Here is a 23,027-nt window from a genome sequence, read left to right on the forward strand (position 1 = left end):
GCATCGGTCACGCGACGGATCCGCCGGCCTTCTTGCGACGGAGCGCGTACATGCCGGCGCCGGCGGCACCGAGCACGGCCAGACCACCCGCGGTGACACCCGGCGAGGCGAGACCGCCACCGCCCGTGTGCATACCGCCGCGCGGCCCGTCGTCGTCGCCACCACCCCACGACTCCTTGTCGTGGTCACCGCCGTACGAGTCCTTCTCGTGGTCGCCCTTCCACGAGTCGTCGCCGTGGTCCTCTTCCTTCCACGAGCCCTTGTCGTGGTCGCCGTGTCCCTCGTCCTTGCTGCGGTAGCTGTCCGGGTCGTGCTTCGGGTCCTTGTCGCCGCCCCAGTCGTCACCGTTGGTCACGGCCGCAAGCGCTCCGCCACCGGTGTGCACCCCACCGTGCGGCTTCTCGTGCTTGCTCTCCTCGTCGTACTTGCCCTCCTCGTCGTGCTTGCTCCCCTCGTCGTGCTTGCTCCCCTCGTCGTGCTTGCTCCCCTCGTCGTGCTTCCCCTCCTTGTCGTGCTTCCCCTCCTCCTCGTCCTTGTCCTTGTCCTTGTAGCCGTCCGAGTCCTTCTCCTTGTCCCCGCTCCAGTCGTCGCCCTTGAACAGGGCCGCAAGCGCTCCGCCACCCGTGTGGACCCCGCCACGCGGCTCGTCGTGCTTGCTCTCCTTGTCGTGATCCTTGCTGTAGGAGTTGTCCTCGTGCTTCTTGCCGGAGGACTCCTCCTCGTGGTCCTTGCTGTGGGAGTCGCTGTCGTGATCCTTGCTGTGGGAGGTTTCTTCCTGGTCCCAGTCCCCCGTCGTGATGGCGTAGGCGGTGGGCGCAATCGCCAGAGCGGCCGTGGCCGTCGCGGTGGCGAGCAGCATGCGGACAGAGCGCATAGTGAGTCCTTCCGTCACGGCCTGGGCGGCTGACGCTTCATCACCACTGGAGCCAGGCCTGACGTGATCCACCGTCAGCCAATCCTTCGGGTCGCACCATTCGGAGCGATCACACGGGTTACGACCACACCCCTACGGCCCTATGACGCCGCCCTCCCGGCGCCCCGGGAGCCGTGGCAGCCTGCGGAGGTTTGCCAGGGCCGTAAGTGGTGAGACGCGTGGGATGCCGAATCACACCGTCACGGCTCCCGCGCCTGCCACGGCCCTGTCACCTGCGCCTTCGAAACAGCGGGACGCCTTCTTCGACAACGCCAAGTACGCGGCGATCGTCCTGGTGGCGGTCGGCCATGCGTGGGAACCACTGCGGGACGGCAGCCGGACGGTCAGCGCGCTGTACATGCTGGTGTACGCCTTCCACATGCCGGCGTTCATCGTGATCTCCGGATACTTCTCCCGCAGCTTCGACGGCCGCCCGCAGCAGCTCAGACGCCTGGTCACCGGTCTCGTCGTCCCGTACGTCGTCTTCGAGACGGCGTACACCCTGTTCACCAGGTGGACGGACCAGGAACCGGACCGTCCGATCAGCCTGCTGGACCCGCTGTATCTGACGTGGTTCCTCGCGTCCCTGTTCCTGTGGCGGCTGAGCGCACCGTTGTGGCGGCGGGTGCGCATGCCGCTGCCGCTGGCGCTCGCCGTGGCGATGCTGGCCACCCTCTCGCCGTCCATCGGCAACGACCTCGATCTCCAGCGCACCCTGCAGTTCCTGCCGTACTTCGTGCTGGGTCTGCTCCTGCGCCCGGAGCACTTCCGGATGGTGCGCCGCCGCGCGGTGCGGATCGCGGCCGTGCCCGTATTCGTGGCCGCTCTCGCGGTGGCGTACTGGGCGGTGCCGCGGATGGCCGGAGCCTGGTTCTACCACCGCGACAGCGCCGAGGAACTGGGCGCGCCCCAGTGGTACGGGGCCGTGATGACGCCGGTCCTGTTCGCCTGCTCGCTGGTCCTGGTGGCCTGCTTCCTCGCCTGGGTGCCCGGACGGCGGATGTGGTGCACGGTGCTGGGCGTGGGCACGCTGTACGGCTATCTGCTGCACGGGTTCGTTGCCCAGAGCGCGAACTACTTCGGCTGGTACGACCCCGCCTGGATGCAGCAGCCGCTCGGCCCGGTCGTCGTCGGCGTCGTCGCCGCGGTGGTCGTGACCGTGCTGTGCACACCCCCGGTGCGGCGGGCGCTACGGTTCGTGGTGGAGCCGGAGATGCGGTGGCTCTTCCGGCGGGACGCGACTCAGGAGGCCCGCGATCGGTCAGCCGTATCCGGGTGAACGCCCCCGTCAGGTCTCGCACACCAGCCCGGCGATGTGCGCGGTGACCGTGTCGAGGATGCCGGTCCAGGCCTCGTCGTCGCCGAGGACGAGGTAGTTGAGCGTGAGGCCGTCGGTCATGGCTGCCAGGTAGCGGGCCAGTACGGGGACGGGCACGCGGAGCCGGACGCCCATGGTCTGCCGCAGCTGCTCGATGAGCTCGGCGTAGGTCTCGGCGTACAGCTCGTACTGGCGGCGTGCCAGGTGCTCGAAGCCGGGCTGGCGCAGGGCGTACTGCGCCAGCTCGTAGGTGAGCATGTGTTCGTCCGGGTGGGCGCGGACGTGGTCCCAGTACGCCTCGAAGCCGGCCCGGACGGTCTCCTCGAGGGTGGCCCGGGGCCGTAGGGCCTGCTTCACCACCGTCACGTAGTGCCCGGTGATGGTGGTGATGACGGACTCGATCAGCTCCTGCTTGGAGTCGAAGCAGTAGTGGAAGACGCTCAGCGAGACGCCCGCCTCGGCGGCGATGGACCGGGTGGTCGTCCTGGGGACGCCGTCCCGGGCCATCGCCCTGATCGCCGCTTCGGTGAGCTGTCGCCGCCGCTCGGCGGACGGCAACCGTGCCATGGAGCCCCTCTCGTGGGTGTCAGCCGCTGTGGACGCCGACCTCGTAGAGGGAGTAGCCCCAGTCGGTGCCTCGGTCCAGCCCCTGGACGCGTACGTATCTGGCCGGTGTGCCGCCGAACCGGGCCGTGTCCAGGCCGCCGTCACCGGCTGTCGTGGACCAGGCGGTCTGCCAGTTCACTCCGTCGGTGGACAGCTCGATGCGGTACGACTTCGCGTAGGCGCGTTCCCAGTCGAGCGTGACCCGCTTGACCACGCGGATGGAGCCGAGGTCGACCTTGTACCACTGGTCGTCGCTCCAGTCGCTCGCCCAGCGGGTGCCGCCGTCGCCGTCGACGGCCCGCCCCGGCTTGTAGCTCGTGAACAGGCTCCACTCCGAGGAACTGGCCGACGTGCTCGCGCCCCGTGCGAGATTGACGCCGGCCTCGTGGTTCTCGGAGGCCGCCCAGGTGTCGAGGTAGGACTCGGCGCCCCGGAAGAGGTCGTCGACCACGTCCTGGCCGCCGACGCGGCGGATGTCCTCGATCCAGTCGGGGACGAGGCCGTAGTGGGCGGCGCCGTCGGTGTTCAGGTCCCAGGTGCGCTGACCGGTGGTCTGCCGATCGATGACGGAGCCGCCGTCGACACTCTTGAAGGGGTACGTCACCTTGTTCGGGGCGTCCGCTCCGCGCGGGCCCGGCCAGCCGCCGACGCCGTTCATGTCGGTGCCGTAGCCGTAGCCGACGCCGTACTTGTCGCGCAGGGCCTCCGTGCGCTTGGCCTCCGAGATGAAACCGTCCGAGCCGTGCATGTACTGGGCGATGAAGCCGCCGAGACCGTAGACCCGCTCGGTCCAGTCCATGTCCATCCAACTGTGGGAGGACAGAACGCCGGGGTAGGACGCGGACTCGAAGATGTCGAGCACCCGGCCGGTGGCCTTGACGCTCATGTGGTCGATCTCCAGCATCATGCCGCGGTTCATCATGCCCCGTACGGCGTACTCGCCGAGATGTGTGAGCCCTCTGACGTTGCACTGGGCGTCGGCGCTGTACGAGGGGACCTCCTCGCCCGCCGGGAGCCTCGCCTCGGCTGCGGCCGCCGTAGCGTTGCCGATGGGGTTGTCGTGCTGCGGACCCTTGCACGTCTCGGTCTTCCAGAAGGTGCCGGTCGACAGGAACTGGCCGACGTTGATGGCCGTTCCGAGTGAGCCGGAGTCGAAGCGGACCCCGCACAGGGCGTTGTCGAACTTGTGGCACAGGAACATGCTGCGCACGCCCAGCGCGTGCAGCTCGTCCAGGCCCTTGTCGATGTCCTCCTTGCTGCACTGCGCGATGTCGAGGATCTGCTTGCAGCCGAAGGGCTCGGAGGTCTCGACGCCGAGGATGACCGCCAGCTTGCCCTGTTCGATGACCTCACGGGCCTGTGCGCTGTCGGTGACGACGCGGAACCAGCCCTTGCCGGTGCCGCCGTACATCTTGTCGACGAAGGCCTGCATGTCGTACGTCAGCTTGGCCTGCAGCCGGATGGACGTCATCTCGTCGCAGCTGCGGTCCTTGAAGAAGTAGACCGAGCAGATCACGCCGTTGGTGACGAGGTCGTTGACCAGCACGCGCTGGCCGCCGCGCCAGGCCCGCTCGACCCAGGCGTAGTAGTTCTGCTGGTGGGTCAGCGAGTCGTGCGCGGGCCAGTCCTTGAAGGTGGGCCAGCCGTTCGGGTCGTGCTTGCCGTCACCGCCGTTGGTGATGAAGTCGAAGATCGCGAGCGAGCCGTCGGGGTAGTGCTCGGGGCAGTCCTTGAGGGCGTCGGCGACGCCGGCGTCGGAGAACGGCTTTCCGCAGATCAGGCGTCCGCCGAAGGCCTCGTTGGAGAAGATGTGGTCGTGCGCGTCCACGAAGCCGCGCACCTCGCCCTGGGCGTTGGTCCCCTTGAAGGGCTCCCCCGTGACATTGACCTGGGAGTCCGGCGCCGGCCGTGCGGTCGGGTTCCACCAGTCGGTTCCGGCCGCCGAACTCGGCGTGGGGCCCAGCGCGATGGACAGCACGAAGAGGAGGAGCGACACCACGGTCACGTTCTTGCGTCTGCGGTACGGGCGTCCGGAACTGGTCACAGCCCACGTCCCTCGGTCGGCGGGATCGCGCGGTCGACTGATTGTCATGACCTCGCAAGATGTGCGACGAGGATCGCCACTCCTGCTTTACGAGTCAAGGGTCCGGGACAGTTGACCTGATGACGGGGAGTCGGTTCACGCGGGATGCGTGACCCGGATCTTGGACTGGCCGTGCGGGAGTTCCTCCCAGTCCGCCATGAAGCGGGCCCGCAGGCCGTGTTTCTCGGCCAGCGCCAGGAGGGTCTCGGTGCGGTAGTAGAAGTCCTCCCGCAGGACGTGGTGTTCCTGTCCCTCGGTGCGGTCGAAGGTGAAGTCGAACCAGCCGCCGGGCGCGAGCACCCGGCCGACGTTGGCCAGGCACTCCTCGACGACCGGGAGCGGTGAGTGCGAGAAGACGCTGTGGGCGTGCACCACGTCGAAGTGGGCGTCGGGCAGGAAGCGCAGCTTCAGGTCGCGCACCGGGGTCAGCGTGGGCAGCCGCTGCTGCAGACCCGTCGCCACGAGGGTGTCCTGCGCGGCGAAGAGGATGTCGGGCGAGATGTCGATGCCGTAGTAGTGGCCGGGCTCCAGATGGCGGATGAACCGCCAGCCTCCGCGCAGGTTGCCGCAGCCGATCTCCAGCATCCGATGCTCGGGGCGCAGGCCGTGGCCGAGGAGGTAGTCGAACTGCATCTCCCCGAGCGCCAGCCAGCGCTCCCGGTTGTGGCTGCCGACCGCCGCGTCCGGGTCGGCCCTGGTGTCGGAGCGCATCACGGCCCGGTAGTAGGAGATGTGGTCCGGGTGGCGGCGGCGCAGCCACATGTCCCGGGCGGTGCGGACGAGATGGCGGGGCACGCGGTCGGGGTGGCGCAGGGCGTAGGTGAGCCGGTGGCCGAGGGCGGAGCGGTTGGCGGTGAGGTTCTTGGCCGGCATGGGGTGTGCCTCCCTGGGACGCGGTACCACCGAGGATGCTCAACGGGGCCGCACGGCGCCACAGGTGCGGGCAGTGGGTGGAGGAGGGCCCATCGGGTGAAGGAGGCGCGGGAGACCGCGTTCGTCGACGAGGTGGCCGTGCACGAACCGCGCCGGGGCCGGAACCCAGCGACCTCGCGCGTGAGGCTGCCGCGAAAGACTGGACCAAATGTCACCCCATCCACCATGATGACGCCGCCATGACAACACTGCCCTCGGGAGGGTGACCGTGCGCGGATCCTTGGTGAGGGCGACTCTCGCCGCCGTACTCCTCCTCGCCCCGCTCGCCTCCCTGCCCGAGGCCGCGGCCGAGCAGCAGCCGGCCACCGCCGAGACAGTCGTCCCGCCCGCCGCCACGGCCAGCGCGCAGGACTGGACGCCGCCGCTGAGCACCCGGGGCCGCTGGATCGTCGACGCGGACGGGGACCGCTTCAAGTTGCGCTCCGGCAACTGGCACGGCGCCAGCGGCACTTGGAACGGGTCCGGCGACCAGGCCGACGACGCGAGCCACCACGCCGGCGAGAACTCCGGCCGGATGCCGCTCGGTCTGGACCGCGCCCCGGTGGCCGAGATCATCGCCGGGTTCCGCGAGATCGGGATCAACAGCGTCCGGCTCCCCTTCTCCAACGAGATGATCCACGACAGCCGTCCCGTCACGGACGACTCCGTCGCCGCCAATCCATCGCTGCGCGGCAGGACCCCGCTGGAGGTGTACGACGCGGTCGTGCACGACCTCACGGCGGCCGGCCTCGCGGTGATCCTCAACAACCACACCAACACCACGCGTTGGTGCTGCGGAGTGGACGGCAACGAACGCTGGAACGCCGGCCAGTCCACCGGGACCTGGGAGAACGACTGGCTGTTGATGGCCCGCCGCTACCGGGACAACCCGCGCGTCGTCGGCGCCGACCTCTACAACGAGGTCCGCCGCAACGTGTGGGACGACCCCAACTGGGGCCTCGGCGACAACCACGACTGGTTCGCCGCCTCCCAGCGTGTCGGCGACCGCATTCTGGCGGAGGCCAACCCGAACCTGCTGATCGTCGTCGAGGGCATCAACTGGACCGGCATCCCCGTCGACGGCCTCCCGCACGAGCGCCCCACCCTGGAGCCCGCCCGCCGGCTGTCCCACACCCTCATCGACTCCGGCAAGCTGGTGTACTCCGCCCACTTCTACGACTACACCGGCCCCAACCACAGCGGCGCCACGGGAACGGGCGAGACCAGCGATCCCCGCTACCGCGACCTGAGCCCGACCGAACTGATCGCGGTGCTCAACCGCCAGGCCTTCTTCGTGGCCGCCGAGCAGGACCAGCACTTCACCGCCCCCGTCTGGATCAGCGAGTTCGGCGTCGGGGGCCGCGACGAGACCGGGCAGAAACCGCGGGCCTGGTTCGAGAACTTCGTGGACCAACTGATCCGCACCGACGCCGACTTCGCCTACTGGCCGCTCGTCGGCTGGCACCAGGACCGCAAGGGCAACGGCTGGGCGCTGCTGCACTGGGATGCCGAAGGCCGCCGTATGGGCGTGTACGACGGCGACGACTGGCGGGCCGCCGCCTGGCGGAAGCTCGTCGAGGCCGACGGCCGCACCGGGCCGGTGGCACCGGTCGCCGACTGGTCCATGCTCAGCCCCGACCACGGCGACTTCGTCCAGTCGCGGCGGATGCGCGCCCTGCCCGACTGGGACTCCGGCGCCCGCAAGGCCGCCTGCCCCGACGGACAGCGACTGCTCGGCCTCGGCCACACCGGCAACCGGGGACTGTGCTCGGACGTGACGGCCGGCGCCCTGTGGGACCCGGCCGGCGGACACGAGGTGGTCGTGGACGAGCGGCACGTGGCCCTGGGACGGGACTGGGCGTCCGGATACACCAAACTCCAGTGCGCAGAGGGGAAGTTCCTGATCGGCTACAGCGTCCGCGGCTCGGCCGTCTCCGCCGCCCTGTGTGCCACCGCCCCGGCCGGGAGGCTCGGCGCGAGTGGCCGTACGGTCTGGTTCGACCGGGGCGACAACCGGGGGCCGGCCGCCAAGGGCGGCGACTTCGCGCAGGGCCACTACAAGGGCCAGTGCGCGGACGACGAGTACGCGGCCGGCATCGCCTACACCGGCCGGGTGGGCTCGGCCCGGACGCCCGACGCGCTGTACTGCCGCAAACTGGGCTGATCGCCGCAGCCGGGGGATGCTGGAACCCGGATGCGGATCACCTGTGCTCTAGCCGTGCTCACCGCCGCGAACCTGCTGAACAACTGGCTCGCGCGGAGCCCAGCCATGTACGTGGTCATCTGCGTGATCGCGACGGCCGTGCTGCTGATGATCGCCCGCTGGGACGGCCTCACCCCCGCCGACCTGGGGCTCGACGCGGCGGGGGTGCGCCGGGGGCTGCGGTGGGCTCCCGTCCTGGTCGCGATCGTCCTGCTGGTGCTGCTGGTCCTGCTCGCCGTTCCGGCCGGGCGCGAGGCCTTCCGGGACGGCAGGGCGGCGGACCTGTCCCTCGGGCGGATGCTGTCGGGGGCGCTGGTGCGGGTGCCCTTCGGGACCGTCCTGCTGGAGGAGACCGCCTTCCGGGGCGTGCTGTGGGCCATGATCCGGCGTCGGCACGGCACGGCGTGGGCCACGAGCGTGTCGTCCCTGCTGTTCGGGGTGTGGCACCTGATGCCGTCCCGTGGCATCAACCGCTCCAACGCCGCCGTCGGGTCCGTCTTCGGGGAAGGTCAGGCCGGCGTGGCGCCGACGGTGGCCGCGGCGATCGTCGCCACGGCCGTCGCCGGGGTCGTCCTGTGCGAGCTGCGCCGTCGCTCCGGCAGTCTGCTGGCGCCGATGACCCTGCACTGGGCGGTCAACGGCTTCGGTTACGCGTTTGCCTGGGGGGCGGCCCGCTGGTGGCTCGACGGCTGAACGGTCAGAAGTTGATCATGTGTCCGGCAAGGCCGTGCACGGCCTCCTTGACCGCCTCGCCGAGGGTCGGGTGCGCGTGCACGTTGCGGGCGACCTCGTGGACCGTGAGGTCCCACTGCTGGGCCAGGGTCAGCTCGGGCAGCAGTTCGGTGACGTCCGGGCCGATGAGGTGGCCGCCGAGCAGCTCGCCGTACTGGGCGTCGCTGATCAGCTTCACGAAGCCGGTCGCGTCGCCGAGGCCGTGCGACTTGCCGTTTGCGGTGAAGGGGAACTTCGCCACCTTGACGTCGTGGCCGAGCTCGCGGGCCTGTGCCTCGGTGTAGCCGAAGCTGGCGATCTGCGGCTGGCAGTAGGTGGCCCGCGGGATCATCACATAGTCCAGCTCCATCGTCTCGGCGTCCGCGATGGTCTCGGCGGCGATGATGCCCATGGCCTCGGCGGCGTGCGCGAGCATCAGCTTCGCCGTCACGTCGCCGATGGCGAAGATGTGCGGGACGGACGTACGGCAGCGCCCGTCGACATCGATCGCGCCGCGCTCGGTGACGGTCACGCCGGTCTTGTCCAGGCCGTAGCCCTCGACATTCGGTTGGAAGCCGATCGCCTGCAGCACCTTGTCGGCCTCCAGGACCTGCTGGCTGCCGTCCTTGCCGGTGACCGTGACGCGCACCTGCTCGCCGGACTCGTCGACGGCGTCGACGCGGGTGGAGGTGAGTACGTCGATGCCCAACTTGCGGTACTGCTTGGCGAGTTCGGCGGAGACCTCGGCGTCCTCCAGCGGGGCCATCCGGTCCAGGAATTCGACGATCGTGACCTTGACGCCGTAGTTGTGGAGCACGTAGGCGAACTCGACGCCGATCGCGCCGGCGCCCGCGATGACGATCGACTGCGGCAGTTCCTCGGCCAGGATCTGCTCCTCGAACGTCACCACGCGCGCGCTGCGCCGGGTGCCGGGAAGCAACTTGGGTGTGGCGCCGGTGGCGATGATGCACTGGTCGAAGCCGATGGTGCGGGTCTCGCCGTCGTAGCCGGCGACCTGGAGGGTGTGCGGGTCGAGGAAGGTGCCGCGGCCGTCGATCTCGGTGATCTTGTTCTTCTTCATCAGGTAGTGGACGCCCTTGACCCGGCCGTCGGCGACCTTGCGGCTGCGACGGAACGCCTCACCGAAGTCGAAGGAGACCGTCCCGTCCACCTTGATGCCGAAGGTCTTCGCCTCGCGCGTGAAGATGTGCGCCAGTTCGGCGTTGCGAAGCAGCGCCTTGCTGGGGATGCAGCCCACGTTCAGACAGACGCCGCCCCAGTACTTCTCCTCCACGACCGCCACCCGCTTGCCCAGCTGGGCGGCGCGGATCGCGGCGACGTAGCCGCCGGGGCCCGCTCCGAGGACCACGACATCGAAGCGCTCGTCCTGCTCGACCATGGAGAGTTCCTTCCTGAGTACGACGTCCTGCTCTGCTGGTGCCGGCCCTCGCCGGGCGATGGCGTACGGCTTCTTCCAGCATGACCGCATCCACGGGGTTGTGTGGTGATGCGGGAGGGTGACGACGATCTCAGGTGAGGTGCGCTAGGGCGGTCGGGTCACTTCCCCGGCATGGTCAGCCGACGCACAGGAGGTTGAGCACGCAGAGCTGCGCCGGCGAGGTCGCTTCCGGTGCCGGGCTCGTCGGTGACGTGGAGGTTCCGGAGTCGGAGCCGTCGGTCGGCGGCGGGGTCGGCGCCTGCTGCTCGGCCTCGGAGCCGCCATTGCCGCCGCTGCCGCCGGAGTTCCCTCCGCCGGGATTCGCGGGGGCGGCCTGCGACTGCGGGGCCGACGTCGCCGTGGGACTCGGGGTGGTGGCCGCGTCCGGTCGGGTGAAGTCCCGCGTGGTGCGCGGGGCGGTGACGGACTCCCGGGCGGCGTTGGTCGGGGACGGCTTCGACGTGGACGTGTCGGTGCGCGGGGCGTCGGGGGTGTCCGGCGGAGTGGACGCCGGGCGGGTGAGCTCCGTGTGCTGCTGCTCCGGGAGGCCCGCGTTCGGGCGTTCCGGCGCGGTTGCCGCCTGGGCCTTGTCGCCGGCCCCGCGGTCCAGCGCCGAGACGGTCAGGCCACCGCCGACCAGCGCGACGGCGGTCGCGACCACGGCCCGGCGCTGGTTCTTCTTCCAGCGGGCCCGCTGCCGGCGCCGCGCCGCCCGGCCCTCGGGGGCGGCCGGTACGCCGTCCACACCACCGGACGGGGCTGCGGGCGCCGTCCGGTGCGCGTCGGCCGGTGCCTCGTCACGGAAGTAGCCGTCGTACCAGGTGTCGACCGCAGGGTTCTCCCGCGTCACCGCGCCCGGCGCCGCCGACACGGTGCGTCCCCCTGTCGTCGAGGGAGCGATGTCCGGGGCGTAGGCGCCGCATCCGGGGCACACGAGAGCCCCGTTGAGATGCCGGCGGCACGAGGAGCAGTAGTCCATCTGCGGTCTTCCTGGGTTGACTGCGCCATCGGCTCTGCTCGGCCGCGGCCTGGTCACGTCTGCACGTGGGGTCGAACGGCCAGAACGCTAACGATCCTTTCAAAAGGCTGTGTGCATCCCGAGTGATACTCCTGCGCAGATCTTTCACGAAGTGTGTGTGTACCGTGACCTGCTCAGAGGTCACAGCACCCCTCGCGACGCATACGACGGCTCACCTCCAGCCAGTCGTCCGCCACCTGGCGCCCAGTGGCGGTGTCGAAGGCGGCCAGCAGGTCCGCCTGCTCGAAGAGGACGCCGCCGCGCAGGGCCGCCACCGTGCGGATCAGCGTGGCGAAGTCGGTGAACGGATCGCCGTCCACGACGGTGAGATCGGCGAGCTTGCCCTCCTCCACGGTGCCCAGGTCGGCTTCGGCGCCGAAGACCCGCGCGGGCAGCAGGGTCGCCGTGCGCAGTGCCTCCGCCGGTGACACGCCGGCGCTGTGCAGGGCGCGCAGGGCGAGGTGCAGATGCAGGCCCACCCGGACGATGGGTTGGTCGGTGCCGAGCGCGACCAGGCCGCCGCCCGCGAGGACGCGCCGGTGGACGTCCATCTCCCGTCCCAGCGTGGCCAGTTGGACCTCGCTGGGCGGCTGCCCGGCCTGCTGCCGGACGAGCGCGGTGTCCCAGGGCGGCATGAGGGCGGTGACGCGCGGGTCGTCCGCCAGCGCGGAGTCGGCGCCCAGCAGGGCCAGTGCCGTGAACGGTGGAGAGCGTGGATCCGGTGACGGCTGCGGTGGCGGTTGCGGTGGCCTGGAGGAAGCTGCGGCGGGAGAGCGGGCCGAGGCGGAGGCCGGCTGCGGTGTCTTCGGGGTCCAAGAGAGCTCCCAGGACGCGGAGTTGGAGTACCGGACAGGAGAGACAACTGGTGGCACCGTACGGGGCGGTTCCCGGTGCGCGCCCGCCCGGCGTTTCCCGGCCGTTTTCGGCCACTGGGGCGGGGAGCCCGTTTCGGCTAGACCACAAAGAGCAGTTGGACGGCGACGAGTACGTCGATGACACCGCACCACTCGGCGAACGTGCGCGAGACGACCTTGTCGAGCCGCAGGTGCACGAAGTCCCAGACGCCGTGGCAGAACCAGCCGGCCGCCACCAGATACCGGCCCAGGTCCGGATCCACCGCCAGCCCCGCCAGGGCGAGCCCGCAGAAGGCGAAGGCGCCCGCGGCCTGCACCCCGAACGTGGCCGACCCGTGCGGAGTCCCGCGGATGGCGCCCCACACCAGGACGGCCGCCGCGAGGGCGACCAGGACCGTCGACGCGGCGACCACATCCTGGGCGGCGAGGACGAATACGGCCACCAGTCCGGCACCGAGCACCGGCCAGGTGGCCTGCGGCCGGCCGATCTGGTGGACGACCAGATAGATCAGGGGCAGCAACGGCAGGGTCTCGGCGAACCCTCCGACGGCGTCGGCCACGTCCTGCGAGCCGGATGCGATCACGTTGAGGGCGACGACCGCGGCGGCCAGCGCGGTCGGCCAGCGCCGCCTGAGCGCTGCGGTCGGACGCGGCCGTACGGCCGTCGCGTGCGTGGGGCGTGCCTGCATGACGGGCTCTCCTTCGGTACGGGGTCGGGGTATCGGCTGCGTCAGCCGCATCTGTTGCCGACGCCTTCAGCCTCCGCCGCGACGAGGCCCGCCAGTAGTGCCGAACCCCCCTGCCCACGCATGGCGTTGTCACGTCCTCGCATGACATTTGTCATGCGGCCCGCCTGGGCGACAATGACCGGGTGGGGGACGGGGAGATCGAGCGCGAGGCGGCGGGGCTGACGGGCCTGCGTCGCTACACGTGGTGGACCGTTCCGGGCATGGCCGCGTGCGTCCTGGCCTTCTTCGTCGGCGAGTGGGTCCTCGACGGCGACGTCCCGCTGTGGGCGCGCGCGCCGGCCGCCGCCGCGCTCGTGGTCGAGGTGTGGGCGAGCGTCGCCCTGCTGAGCCGACGGCTTGTGCTCCTGCCGGTCACCGACGCACGGCCCGGCGGACCGCCCGTGGGCCTGCTGACCACCGCGGTCGGGGCGGGAGTCGTGCTCGCGGCGCTCCCCTTGGCCCTGCGCAACTACGGGCTGTGGGCGGTGACGCCCGCGCTGGTGGTCGCGATCGTCGCGACGTACCTCCAGCCACGCCGCAGGCGACTGCTGATTGGCGTCGCCGTGGTCCTCGCCCTGCTCCCCGGCGGCGTCGTCAGCCTGGCAGAGGGCGACGGGGAGTCGGCGTACGCGGCCCTGTTCCCGGCGGGGCTGGTCGCCTTCACGGCCTGGGTGACGCTCGGCCCGCTGTGGGCCTGGGACACGGCACGGCGGCTGGACGAGGCACGTCGGCTGGAGGCGGAGCTGGCGGTCAGGGAGGAACGGCTGCGGTTCGCGGCCGACCTGCACGACATCCAGGGCCACCATCTCCAAGTGATCGCCCTGAAGAGCGAGTTGGCGCAACGGCTCGTCGAGCGGGATCCGGCGCGGGCCGCCGCGGAGATGAAGGAGATACGGCAGCTGTCGGCGGACGCCCTCAGCGACACCCGGGCGGTGGTGCGGGGTTACCGTCGTACGACCCTGGATGACGAGATCGGCAACGCGACCCGGGTGCTGGCCGCCGCTGGCATCGACGCGAGGATGACGCTCGACCCGGATGCCGTGGCCGCCGACCTCGCGGACTCCGCCCGGCACCTCCTCGGTCTGGTGATGCGGGAGGCCACCACCAACGTGCTGCGGCACAGCCGGGCCGGACGCGCCGAGGTCGACTACCGCATCGCCGACGGCCACGCCCGCCTGCGCGTGCGCAACGACGGTGCCGAGGAGCATCCGGCCGCCTTGGACGGCACGGGACTGCGCGGCCTCGCCGAGCGGCTGGAGGCGGCCGGTGGCGAGCTGAACTGGCGGCACGACGGCGATCGCTTCGTGGTCGAGGCCGAGCTGCCGACGTGTGCGTCGGGGGCGCCGAGGTCACCGGGATCGCCGGAGGCATCGGGGGCGCCGGAGCCCTCGGCGTCGCACGACTCGCCGGAGGCAGCGCACTCGCCGAACCCCGTGGACGGAGCCCCGCGATGATCCGCCTTCTGATCGCCGACGACGAGGACATGCTCAGAAGCGCCCTGGCCGCCCTGCTCGCGCTGGAGCAGGACCTCACCGTGGTCGCGGAGGCGTCCACCTCCACCGAGGCGGTTCGGCTGGCCCGCGAGCAGCGCCCCGACATCGCCGTACTCGACCTGGAGATGCCGCCCACCGACGGGCTCCGCGCCGCCGAGGAGATCCGGGCCGAACTGCCCACGCAGATCGTCCTGGTGACGCGGCACGCCCGGCCGGCCGTGCTGCGCCGGGCCCTGGCCGCCGGTGTCCGCGGCTTCGTCCCCAAGACGACCCCGGCGGCCCGGCTTGCCGAGATCATCCGGGACATCGCCGCCGGCCGCCGCTATGTGGACCCGGACATCGCCGCCTCCGCGCTGACCGAGGACGACTGCCCCCTGACCGGCCGCGAACTGGAGGTCCTGCGTGCGACCCGCACCGGCGCTTCGATCGCCGAGATCGCCGACGCCGTCCACCTGGCCCCCGGCACGGTCCGCAACTACCTCTCCGCGGCCATGTCCAAGCTGGGCACTCCGACCCGTCATGCGGCCGCGCACCGCGCCTGGGAACAGGGCTGGATCTGACCCTCCGACCTGGCGGGGCTTCACGGCGCTCCTGGCGCCCGCTTTCTCGGTACCGCGACAGTGCCGGATGCGGCGGCCGCGAGGAGGCGGCGGAAGCTGGGGCATTCCATGTGGCTCGGCGCGGGGCAGGACGCCGCGTGCCGCAGGGAGTCCCGCAGGACACCCAGTTCACGGATCCTCGAGTCCAGCTCGTCCGCCTTCGCCGAGAGCACATGCCGGTCGATACGCGGCCGCCCGTCCGGCGCGAACATGCGTGCGATCTCGTCGAGCGAGAACCCGGCGGTGCGCCCCAGCGCGATCAGCGCCAGGCGTTCCAGTACGCCAGAATCGTACTGTCGGCGCAGGCCCCGCCTGCCGGTCGAGGCGATCAGCCCCTTTTCCTCGTAGAACCGCAGCGTCGAGGCTGGAACCCCGGCGCGCTGCGCCACCTCGGCGATGTCCAGGTCCGTCATCCGCTTGACCTCAAGTCGACTTGAAGTAGCACGCTGTCACCCCGGCCCGATGAACGCAAGCGCAGGAGGCGATATGGACGGCAGGCGCAGGACCGATGACGACCAGGCGGCCCGTTGGAACGGGCCCAGCGGCAACGCCTGGGTCGACACGCAGGAGTTGCTGGACGACATGCTCCGGCCGTTCGAGGAACTGCTCATCGAGGCGATACCCGCCGGACAGGCGGGGCAGGTGCTCGACGTCGGCTGCGGTACGGGCGGCACGACGGTGGCCGTGGCGCGGCGGCTCGGTCCGGCGGGTCACTGCGTCGGCCTCGACATTTCCGAACCGATGATCACCGCCGCCCGGGCGCGCGCCGAGCGGGAGGACACGCCGGTGTCCTTCATCCACGCCGACGCGCAGGAGCATGTCTTCGAACCCGCCACCTTCGACGCCGTCGTCTCCCGCTTCGGCGTCATGTTCTTCAACGACCCCGTCCGGGCCTTCGCAAACCTGCGGGGCGCCGCCAGGGACGGGGCCGCGCTCCGGTTCATCGTCTGGCGCGGCCCCGCCGAGAACCCGTTCATGACGACGGCCGAGCGCGCTGCGGCGCCGTTCCTGCCGAACCTCCCCGTCCGCCGGCCGGACGAGCCGGGGCAGTACGCTTTCGCCGACTCGGACAGGGTCCGTCGCATCCTGACGGAGAGCGGATGGTCCGGCATCGACATCCGGCCGGTCGAAGTGCCCTGCACGCTGCCCGAGCGGGAGCTGGTCCGGTACTTCACCCGTCTCGGTCCGGTCGGGCAGGTGCTGCCCGAGGCGGACGAACAGACCCGCGCAAGGGTCATCGAGGCCGTCCGCGCCGCCTTCGACAGGTTTGTGCAGGGCCCGGAGGTCCGTTTCACGTCGGCGTGTTGGATGGTCGGCGCCCGAGCGACGTCCGCGTCATCCCCGTCGGCCTCGCCCACCTCGCCCACGTCGCCGTAGCGAAACTTTCGCAGAATCCGGCGACTCTTTCCGAGGGGCAGGAGTCCCGCGCATAGTGATGACGCTGTTCTCCGGCCTCACGAAGGGACGAGATGACGCGGAAGAAGGCCCTGGTGGTCCGAGGCGGCTGGGAGGGGCACGACCCGGTCCGGGCCACGGAGTTGTTCCTGCCGTTCCTGCGGAGCAACGGCTATGCCGTCCGGATCGAGGAGTCGACCGAGGTCTACGCCGACGCCGTCGAGATGGCCGGCACCGATCTCGTCGTGCAGTGCGTCACGATGTCGCAGATCGGTGCCGAGCAACTGACGGGACTGAGCGCGGCGGTCGTGGCCGGCACCGGCTTCACCGGCTGGCACGGCGGCATCGCCGACTCGTTCCGCGCCTCCGCCGACTATCTCCATCTGGTGGGCGGGCAGTTCGCGACCCATCCGGGCAAGGAGCCGTGTGAACGCCGGCGAGTTCAGGAGGACAACTACCTGCCGCACGTCGTCAACATCACGGAGCTGGGCCGCGAGCACCCCGTCACGGCCGGCATCGAGGACTTCGAACTGCACACCGAGCAGTACTGGGTGCTCCACGACGACCTGATCGACGTACTGGCCACCACCACCCATCCCGCGCGGCCGTGGCAGCCGTGGCACCGCCCCGTCACCTCGCCGGCGATCTGGACCCGGCAGTGGGGCGCCGGCCGCGTCCTGGTGACGACGCCGGGCCACAGCCTCGACGTGCTGGAGAACCCGAACGTCCGCACCGTCATCGAGAGGGGTATGCTGTGGGCGACGCGCACCGCGTCGGCGTCGTAGGTCTCGGCGTCATCTCCCGCGCCTACCTGGACACGCTCGTCGGCCATCCGGCCGTGCGCGTCACCGCGGTCGCCGACCTCGACGCCGCCCGGTCCACGGCGGTCGCCGCCGAGGTCCCCGGCGTCGAGGCGCTGACCGTCGAGGAGTTGCTGAGCAGCCCCGACGTGGACACCGTGCTGAACCTCACCGTGCCCGCGGCGCACGCCGAGATCGCCCTCGGCGCCATCGGCCGAGGAAAGCACGTCTACGGGGAGAAGCCGCTGGCCGCCGACCTCACCGACGCGCACACCGTGATGGCGGCCGCCGTGAAGGCGGGGGTCGGTGTGGGGTGCGCGCCGGACACCGTCCTGGGCACCGGCATCCAGACGGCGCGCGCGGCCGTGGCGGCGGGCCGCATCGGCCGCCCCCAGTTCGCCACCGCCGTCATGGTCACGCCGGGGCACGAACGCTGGCATCCGCACCCCGACTTCTACTACACGGCCGGGGGCGGTCCCCTGCTGGACATGGGGCCGTACTACCTCACGTCCCTGGTGCATCTGCTGGGTCCCGTCCGCGCCGTGATCGGGGCGGCCGGCCGGCTGCGTGCCGAGCGCGTCATCGGTTCGGGCCCGCGCGCGGGCGAGCGGATACCGGTGGAGGTGGCCAGTCATGTCTCCGGTGTGCTGGAGCACGTCGGCGGGGCCCTGACGACGATCACGACGAGCTTCGACGGCGTGGCCGCGACCGCGGCTCCGATCGAGGTCCACGGCGAGACGGGGACCCTCGCGGTTCCGGACCCGAACCGCTTCGACGGTGAGGTGCGGCTCTTCGAGCTCGGCGACACGCGGTGGCGCGCCCTCCCGCCCTCGGCGGGCTACGCCGACGGCGCCCGGGGCGTCGGCCTGCTCGACTTCGTCGCCGGAGTCGGGCAGCGGGCGCCCCGTGCGAACGGTGACCTCGCCCTGCACGTACTGGAGACGATGACCGCCCTGCTCCGTTCGTCGGCCGAGGGGCGCCGGATCGAGCTGACGACCTCGGCGGAGCCGCCGGTTCCCGTTCCGCTGACGGGCGCGGAGGAGTGGAGAGGCGCGGGGAGGGACGCCGGCTGACCCGACTCCCGTTGCTCGGGACGGGGTCAGTCCACGGGCCAGGTGTGCGCGGCGGCGTTGAGGTGCATGTAGTCCATGTACGCCGTGGTCATCTGCCGCAGGGCCTCCCACCGGTCGGAGACGCCGGCCTTCTCCAGCTGGTGGACCGTCTCCGCCTGCCACAGCGCGCCGTTGCGTGCGGTGATGCAGCGCTGCTCGATGATGCCCAGCAGGGGTTCGCGCCAGGCCGCGTCCAGGCCGGCCAGCTCGAGGCCACGGTGGGCCAGGGGCAGCAGGCGCCGCAACACCAGTTCCGCGACCGGCACTTCGCCCATGCCGGGCCAGTACAGGCGGGCGTCGATGCCGTCGCGGGCCGCGGTGTGCAGGTTCTCCTCGGCGACCGAGAACGACATCCGCGTCCAGATCGGCCGGTCCTCGTCGACGAGGGCGCGGGTCAGGCCGTAGTAGAAGGCGCCGTTGGCGATGATGTCGGCCACCGTGGGCCCGGCCGGCAGGACGCGGTTCTCGATGCGCAGATGCGGACCGCTTTCGGTGACGGCGTAGATCGGGCGGTTCCAGCGGTAGATCGTGCCGTTGTGCAGGGTGAGTTCGCCCAGTTCCGGAGCACCGCCGTCGTCGAGGGCGGTCTGCGGGTCCTCGTCGTCGCACAGCGGCAGGAGCGCCGGGAAGTAGCGCACGTTCTCCTCGAACAGGTCGAAGACGCTGGTGATCCAGCGTTCCCCGAACCACACCCTGGGTCGTACGCCTTGGGCCTTGATCTCCTGGGGGCGGGTGTCGGTGGCCTGTTCGAACAGGGGGATACGGGTCTCGCGCCACAGCTCCCGGCCGAAGAGGTAGGGGGAGTTCGCCGCCAGGGCGATCTGCACGCCGGCGACGGCCTGGGCCGCGTTCCAGTAGGCCGCGAACTCCTTCGGTGCGACCTGAAGGTGGAACTGCGTGCTGGTGCAGGCGGCTTCGGGGGTGATGGTGTCGGCGTAGGTCGCCAGGCGCTCCACACCGTCCACCGTGATCCGCAGGTCCTCGCCGCGAGCCGCGAAGATCTGCTCGTTGAGCAGCTGGTACCGCGGATCACCGGACAGGGCCCGCTCGCCCACGTCCGCCTCCCCCAGGGTCGGCAGAATGCCGACCATGATCAGGTGGGCGCCGACGGTCGAGGCGCGGTCCTCGGCGTGGTTGAGCGCGTCACGGATCGCCTGCTCCCACGCGCCGGGGCCACCGGTGGTCAGCTCCCTGGGCGGAATGTTGATCTCCAGATTGAAGCGGCCCAGCTCGCTCGACCAGGCGGGGTCGGCGATCGCCTGGAGCACGTCGGTGTTGCGCATCGCCGGCAGCCCGCGGTCGTCCACCAGGTTGAGCTCGATCTCCAGCCCGACCTGGGGCCGCTCGCTCTCGAAGGTCGACTCGCGCAGCATCTGCGCCAGCACATCGAGACAGGTGTGCATCTTCTCCCGGTACCGACGGCGATCCTCCCGCGTGAACACCAGGGCCGGCACGTCACGTCCCATGCGCCCTCCCGAGTTCCCTCGGCGGATAGGTCTGGTCTCAGCGTCGCACTTCGGGCGGCAGCGGGACAGTCAGGCGCCGCCCCGGTCCGCCCCCTCCCGCTCTCTCCTCCCGGTCCCCCCTCCCGGTCTCCCCTTGTCGTCGCCCCCGGCCCCGCCTAGCCTGAGTTTGTGCCGCAAATAAACAAAGCCCGATCGCACAACGCCGTGCCGGGCACCCCGAACGACCTCTCCCGCCTCCGTATCGCCCTGACCACCTTCTTCGCCCTGGATGGCTTCCTCTTCGCCGGCTGGGTCGTCCGCATTCCGGCCATCAAGGAGCAGACCGGCGCGTCGGCCGGCGACCTCGGCCTGGCCCTCCTCGGCGTCTCCGCCGGTGCGGTGCTCACCATGACGCTCACCGGCCGGCTCTGCCGCCGTTTCGGCACCCACGAGGTCACCGTGGTCTGCGCCGTGCTGCTCTCCCTCAGCGTGGCGCTGCCTCCGCTCACGCACTCGACGCTCGCGCTCGGCGCCGTCCTGTTGGTCTTCGGGGCCGCGTACGGCGGTATCAACGTCGCCTTCAACAGCGCCGCCGTGGACCTGGTCACCGCCCTGCGCCGACCCATCATGCCCAGCTTTCACGCGGCCTTCAGCCTGGGCGGCATGGTCGGCGCCGGCCTCGGCGGGCTGGTCGCGGGAGCCCTCTCCCCCACCCGGCATCTGCTGAGCCTCGCCGTCATCGGGCTGCTGGTGACGGCAGCGGCGGGACGTACGCTGCTGCGCCATGAGCCGCCGACTCCCACGCGCCCCGGACGCCCCGCGAAGGACCCCCCGCGCCGTATGGATCCCCGAACGCGCGGACTGGTGATCGTCTTCGGCCTGATCGCCCTGTGCACGGCCTACGGCGAGGGCGCCATGGCCGACTGGGGCGCCCTGCATCTCGAACAGGACCTGGACGCCTCACCCGGCGTCGCAGCCATCGGCTACTCCTGCTTCGCCCTGGCCATGGCCGTCGGCCGACTCTCCGGTACGGCCCTCCTCGAACGGCTCGGTCACGGCCGTACCGTCGTCGCGGGCGGCGCCACAGCCGCGGCCGGGATGGTCCTCGGCTCGCTCGCGCCCTCCCTGTGGGCGGCGTTGCTCGGATTCGCGGTGACCGGGCTCGGTCTCGCCAACCTCTTCCCCGTCGCCGTCGAACGCGCGGGCACCCTCGCAGGGCCGAGCGGAGTCGCGATCGCCTCCACCCTCGGCTACGGCGGCATGCTCCTCGGACCACCCGCCATCGGCTTCATGGCGGACTGGTTCTCCCTGCCCGTCGCCCTCACCAGCGTGGCCGTACTGGCGGCGATCGCCACGCTCATCGGCGTCGCGACCCGGCGCGCGGCACCCAACTGACCGAGGTCGTACGCCCTCCGCGACCCAGGCCGTTGTCCGGCCCACTCCCCGGCCCCGTCATGACCGGATGGCACGCCTCCACGACCTCGTCATCGACTGTGCCCACCCGGCCGCCACGGCCCGCTTCTGGGCCGCCGCCCTCGACGACCACGCCATTGCCCCGTACGACGACGCCGAGCTGGCGCGGCTGCACGCGCAAGGCATCTCGGGCCCGGAGGACGACCCGACCGTGCTCGTCGAGCCCCGTGGCGGCGGCCCACGGCTGTGGTGTCAGCTCGTGCCGGAGCCCAAGCGCGTGAAGAACCGCCTGCACCTGGACCTGGTCTCCACCGACCTGGAGCCCGAGCTCGGTCGGCTCACCGCCCTCGGCGCGACCGTTCTGGACCGCCACGAGGATCACTGGGTCCTGGCCGACCCTGAGGGCAACGAGTTCTGCCTGTTTCCCAGCCGGTCCTGAACGCCCCGCACCACGTCTGGACGCCCTGTCAGCACCCGGCGCCCTGACACCGCTCAGACCCGCGCGAGTTCCGCCGCTCCGAACGACACGTCGAAACGGTCGCACCAGATGCTGACGCTGCTGTAGCGGGACAGGTCGACGTCCTGCGGCACCACGTAGTTCTGGCTGCCCTTGTTGCCTTTGAGCTTGCCGAGGCTGACGTGCGCGCCGTCGTCGAAGACGCGCCAGCCGGCCGTGCCCTCCTTCACGGGCGCATCCGTCAGCAGCACGCGCAGGTCCGGCCCGTTGCTGGTCTCCAGCTTCTCCAGGCGTACGACATGGGAGCCGTCGGCCAGCCGCACGAGCTTCACCGTGCCCGACGTCGCGTGCTCGTGGCTGATCAGCTCACCGCCGGCCAGCGTCTTGGGGCCGGGCGCCGAAGAGGCCGCCCCCTCCGGGGAGGACGCACCCGTCGAGGAGGTCACCCCTGCCGGGGTCTGTGCCACCGCGGGCAGGGCCTCCTCCACGGTCCGGTCCTGCCACAGCTTCCACGGCTGGAACCAGTACAGCCCGAAGCCGCCCACGGCCACCGTCAGCACCAGGACCCCGATGGCCCACGGCCCGAACAGCTTCCTGTGCACCCGTCCCATAACCGCCCCGCTTCCCGAGAGTCGTCCGTCGACCGTCCGTCGACGTCCATTCAACGGAACTCGAGGCCCGCCGTGCATACCGAGGGTGATGACGAAACCCTTACGTCCGCCGTACGGCCGCCAGGACCGCGGGTGTTCCGTCCGGCACACTCACCCCCATGGAGACCGCCGTCTTCGTCCGAACCCTGGACCGCGAGCGTCAGCTGATGGCAGCGGCAGCCGAGGCGGCCGGGCCTGGGGCCAAGGCGCCGACCTGTCCGGACTGGCAGGTGCGGGATCTGCTGCGGCACACGGGCGTGGGGCACCGCTGGGCGGCGGCGTTGGTGGCCGAGGGCCACACCTCCGCCCACCCCGACGGCGGCCTGCCCGACCTCGACGGCGCCGAGCTGCTCGCCTGGTTCCGGGAAGGGCACCGTCACCTCGTCGACACGCTGGCCGGCGCCCCGGCCGACGTGCGCTGCCGGCAGTTCCTGCCCGCTCCCTCGCCCCTCGCGTTCTGGGCCCGCAGGCAGGCGCACGAGACGGCCGTGCACCGATTCGACGCGGAGACGGCACGCGGCGGTGCCCCGAGCGGGATCGACCCCGCCTTCGCGGCGGATGGCATCGACGAGTTGCTGTGCGCCTTCCACGCCTGGCGCAGGAGCCGGGTCCGCAGCGCCGAACCCCGGGTGCTGCGGGTGCGGGCGACGGACACGAGCGGCGCGGTGTGGACCGTACGGCTGTCGCAGGAACCGCCGGGCCGGGCGTGGCGATGCCGCCCGGGCCGACTGCGAGATCTCCGGGCCGGTCGCAGGGCTGTATCTGGCGCTGTGGAACCGGCTGCCCTTCCCGGACGTGACCGGCGACGCCGCCGTCGCCACGCTGTGGCGGGAGAACTCCGCCGTCACCTGGAACCGAACGCAGCCACCGCGCGGCCCA

At 71.2% G+C, this 23,027-nt stretch carries 20 protein-coding genes and 3 pseudogenes; 11 read left to right on the plus strand and 12 right to left on the minus strand.

Translation table 11 applies throughout. The annotated features are described in order from the left end of the window. Window positions 1-7: 7 nt before the first annotated feature. Window positions 8-874, minus strand: a complete 867-nt coding sequence (locus AB5J55_RS04390; RefSeq protein WP_369269381.1) for a hypothetical protein — start codon at window positions 872-874, stop codon at window positions 8-10. Window positions 875-1,097: 223 nt separating this feature from the next. Here AB5J55_RS04390 and AB5J55_RS04395 point away from each other — a divergent pair, with 223 nt between their 5' ends. Next, window positions 1,098-2,192 carry an acyltransferase family protein gene (locus AB5J55_RS04395; RefSeq protein WP_369269382.1) on the plus strand — a complete coding sequence of 365 codons (1,095 nt, stop codon included), beginning with the start codon at window positions 1,098-1,100 and terminating at the stop codon, window positions 2,190-2,192. Between the two features lie 9 nt (window positions 2,193-2,201). On the opposite strand, the gene AB5J55_RS04400 is transcribed toward AB5J55_RS04395, so the two are convergent. The 3 genes from AB5J55_RS04400 to AB5J55_RS04410 all read right to left on the minus strand — a co-directional run bounded on the left by AB5J55_RS04400 (window position 2,202) and on the right by AB5J55_RS04410 (window position 5,793). After that, entirely contained in the window at window positions 2,202-2,798 is a 597-nt protein-coding gene (locus tag AB5J55_RS04400) for a TetR/AcrR family transcriptional regulator (RefSeq protein ID WP_369269383.1), read from the minus strand. A 19-nt stretch (window positions 2,799-2,817) separates the two neighbouring features. Further along, on the minus strand, window positions 2,818-4,881 hold the full coding sequence (locus AB5J55_RS04405; protein WP_369269384.1) for a discoidin domain-containing protein: 2,064 nt from the start codon (window positions 4,879-4,881) through the stop codon (window positions 2,818-2,820). Between the two features lie 135 nt (window positions 4,882-5,016). Then, complete coding sequence (locus AB5J55_RS04410) at window positions 5,017-5,793, minus strand: class I SAM-dependent methyltransferase (RefSeq protein WP_369269385.1); 777 nt, start codon at window positions 5,791-5,793, stop codon at window positions 5,017-5,019. Window positions 5,794-6,061: 268 nt separating this feature from the next. Between AB5J55_RS04410 and AB5J55_RS04415 the strand changes: the two genes are divergently transcribed. Both AB5J55_RS04415 and AB5J55_RS04420 read left to right on the plus strand, forming a co-directional pair. Beyond that, a complete protein-coding gene (locus AB5J55_RS04415; RefSeq protein WP_369269386.1) occupies window positions 6,062-7,996 on the plus strand; it encodes a glycoside hydrolase family 5 protein in 1,935 nt (644 codons plus the stop codon). A 54-nt stretch (window positions 7,997-8,050) separates the two neighbouring features. Then, window positions 8,051-8,728, plus strand: coding sequence for a lysostaphin resistance A-like protein (locus tag AB5J55_RS04420; protein ID WP_369269387.1), 678 nt, complete (start codon window positions 8,051-8,053; stop codon window positions 8,726-8,728). Window positions 8,729-8,732: 4 nt separating this feature from the next. Here the strand turns inward: AB5J55_RS04420 and lpdA are convergent, their stop codons facing one another. The 5 genes and pseudogenes from lpdA to AB5J55_RS04445 form a co-directional block, all read right to left on the minus strand. After that, a complete protein-coding gene (gene lpdA, locus AB5J55_RS04425) occupies window positions 8,733-10,145 on the minus strand; it encodes a dihydrolipoyl dehydrogenase (RefSeq protein WP_369276087.1) in 1,413 nt (470 codons plus the stop codon). A 175-nt stretch (window positions 10,146-10,320) separates the two neighbouring features. Next, window positions 10,321-11,163, minus strand: a complete 843-nt coding sequence (locus tag AB5J55_RS04430; protein WP_369269388.1) for a hypothetical protein — start codon at window positions 11,161-11,163, stop codon at window positions 10,321-10,323. 173 nt (window positions 11,164-11,336) lie between these two features. After that, window positions 11,337-11,912 (minus strand): annotated as a pseudogene (locus tag AB5J55_RS04435) (amidohydrolase family protein); the annotation flags it as partial. 28 nt (window positions 11,913-11,940) lie between these two features. After that, window positions 11,941-12,201 (minus strand): annotated as a pseudogene (locus AB5J55_RS04440) (hypothetical protein); the annotation flags it as partial. Beyond that, window positions 12,155-12,745, minus strand: a complete 591-nt coding sequence (locus tag AB5J55_RS04445; RefSeq protein ID WP_369269389.1) for a hypothetical protein — start codon at window positions 12,743-12,745, stop codon at window positions 12,155-12,157. The gene AB5J55_RS04445 and the pseudogene AB5J55_RS04440, both read right to left, overlap by 47 nt. A gap of 182 nt (window positions 12,746-12,927) precedes the next feature. Here AB5J55_RS04445 and AB5J55_RS04450 point away from each other — a divergent pair, with 182 nt between their 5' ends. Next, complete coding sequence (locus AB5J55_RS04450; RefSeq protein WP_369269390.1) at window positions 12,928-14,238, plus strand: sensor histidine kinase; 1,311 nt, start codon at window positions 12,928-12,930, stop codon at window positions 14,236-14,238. Next, entirely contained in the window at window positions 14,235-14,837 is a 603-nt protein-coding gene (locus tag AB5J55_RS04455) for a DNA-binding response regulator (protein ID WP_369269391.1), read from the plus strand. Before AB5J55_RS04450 ends, AB5J55_RS04455 begins: the two co-directional genes overlap by 4 nt. Window positions 14,838-14,857: 20 nt before the next feature. Here AB5J55_RS04455 and AB5J55_RS04460 read toward each other — a convergent pair whose 3' ends face one another. Then, complete coding sequence (locus tag AB5J55_RS04460; protein ID WP_369269392.1) at window positions 14,858-15,289, minus strand: helix-turn-helix domain-containing protein; 432 nt, start codon at window positions 15,287-15,289, stop codon at window positions 14,858-14,860. Window positions 15,290-15,362: 73 nt separating this feature from the next. On the opposite strand from AB5J55_RS04460, the gene AB5J55_RS04465 reads away from it, so the two are divergent. From AB5J55_RS04465 to AB5J55_RS04475, 3 genes are all read left to right on the plus strand, one after another. Beyond that, entirely contained in the window at window positions 15,363-16,253 is an 891-nt protein-coding gene (locus AB5J55_RS04465) for a class I SAM-dependent methyltransferase (RefSeq protein WP_369269393.1), read from the plus strand. Between the two features lie 92 nt (window positions 16,254-16,345). After that, window positions 16,346-17,056 (plus strand): ThuA domain-containing protein, encoded by a 711-nt coding sequence (locus AB5J55_RS04470; RefSeq protein WP_369269394.1) that lies wholly within the window; start codon window positions 16,346-16,348, stop codon window positions 17,054-17,056. Further along, window positions 17,026-18,144, plus strand: coding sequence for a Gfo/Idh/MocA family protein (locus tag AB5J55_RS04475; protein ID WP_369269395.1), 1,119 nt, complete (start codon window positions 17,026-17,028; stop codon window positions 18,142-18,144). The genes AB5J55_RS04470 and AB5J55_RS04475 overlap by 31 nt, the downstream gene beginning before the upstream one ends. 26 nt (window positions 18,145-18,170) lie before the next feature. Here AB5J55_RS04475 and AB5J55_RS04480 read toward each other — a convergent pair whose 3' ends face one another. Next, window positions 18,171-19,649, minus strand: coding sequence for a glutamate--cysteine ligase (locus AB5J55_RS04480; RefSeq protein ID WP_369269396.1), 1,479 nt, complete (start codon window positions 19,647-19,649; stop codon window positions 18,171-18,173). 204 nt (window positions 19,650-19,853) lie between these two features. On the opposite strand from AB5J55_RS04480, the gene AB5J55_RS04485 reads away from it, so the two are divergent. Both AB5J55_RS04485 and AB5J55_RS04490 read left to right on the plus strand, forming a co-directional pair. Further along, the gene (locus AB5J55_RS04485) at window positions 19,854-21,023 is read left to right on the plus strand and encodes an MFS transporter (protein ID WP_369276088.1); all 1,170 of its coding nucleotides are present in this window, start codon (window positions 19,854-19,856) and stop codon (window positions 21,021-21,023) included. A gap of 67 nt (window positions 21,024-21,090) precedes the next feature. Further along, window positions 21,091-21,480, plus strand: coding sequence for a VOC family protein (locus AB5J55_RS04490; RefSeq protein ID WP_369269397.1), 390 nt, complete (start codon window positions 21,091-21,093; stop codon window positions 21,478-21,480). 53 nt (window positions 21,481-21,533) lie between these two features. On the opposite strand, the gene AB5J55_RS04495 is transcribed toward AB5J55_RS04490, so the two are convergent. Next, window positions 21,534-22,109 carry a DM13 domain-containing protein gene (locus tag AB5J55_RS04495; protein ID WP_369269398.1) on the minus strand — a complete coding sequence of 192 codons (576 nt, stop codon included), beginning with the start codon at window positions 22,107-22,109 and terminating at the stop codon, window positions 21,534-21,536. A 158-nt stretch (window positions 22,110-22,267) separates the two neighbouring features. Here AB5J55_RS04495 and AB5J55_RS04500 point away from each other — a divergent pair. Further along, window positions 22,268-22,994 (plus strand): annotated as a pseudogene (locus tag AB5J55_RS04500) (maleylpyruvate isomerase family mycothiol-dependent enzyme); the annotation flags it as partial. Between the last annotated feature and the right edge of the window lie 33 nt (window positions 22,995-23,027).

The sequence above is a fragment of the Streptomyces sp. R11 genome, from assembly GCF_041051905.1.
Lineage (GTDB): Bacteria > Actinomycetota > Actinomycetes > Streptomycetales > Streptomycetaceae > Streptomyces.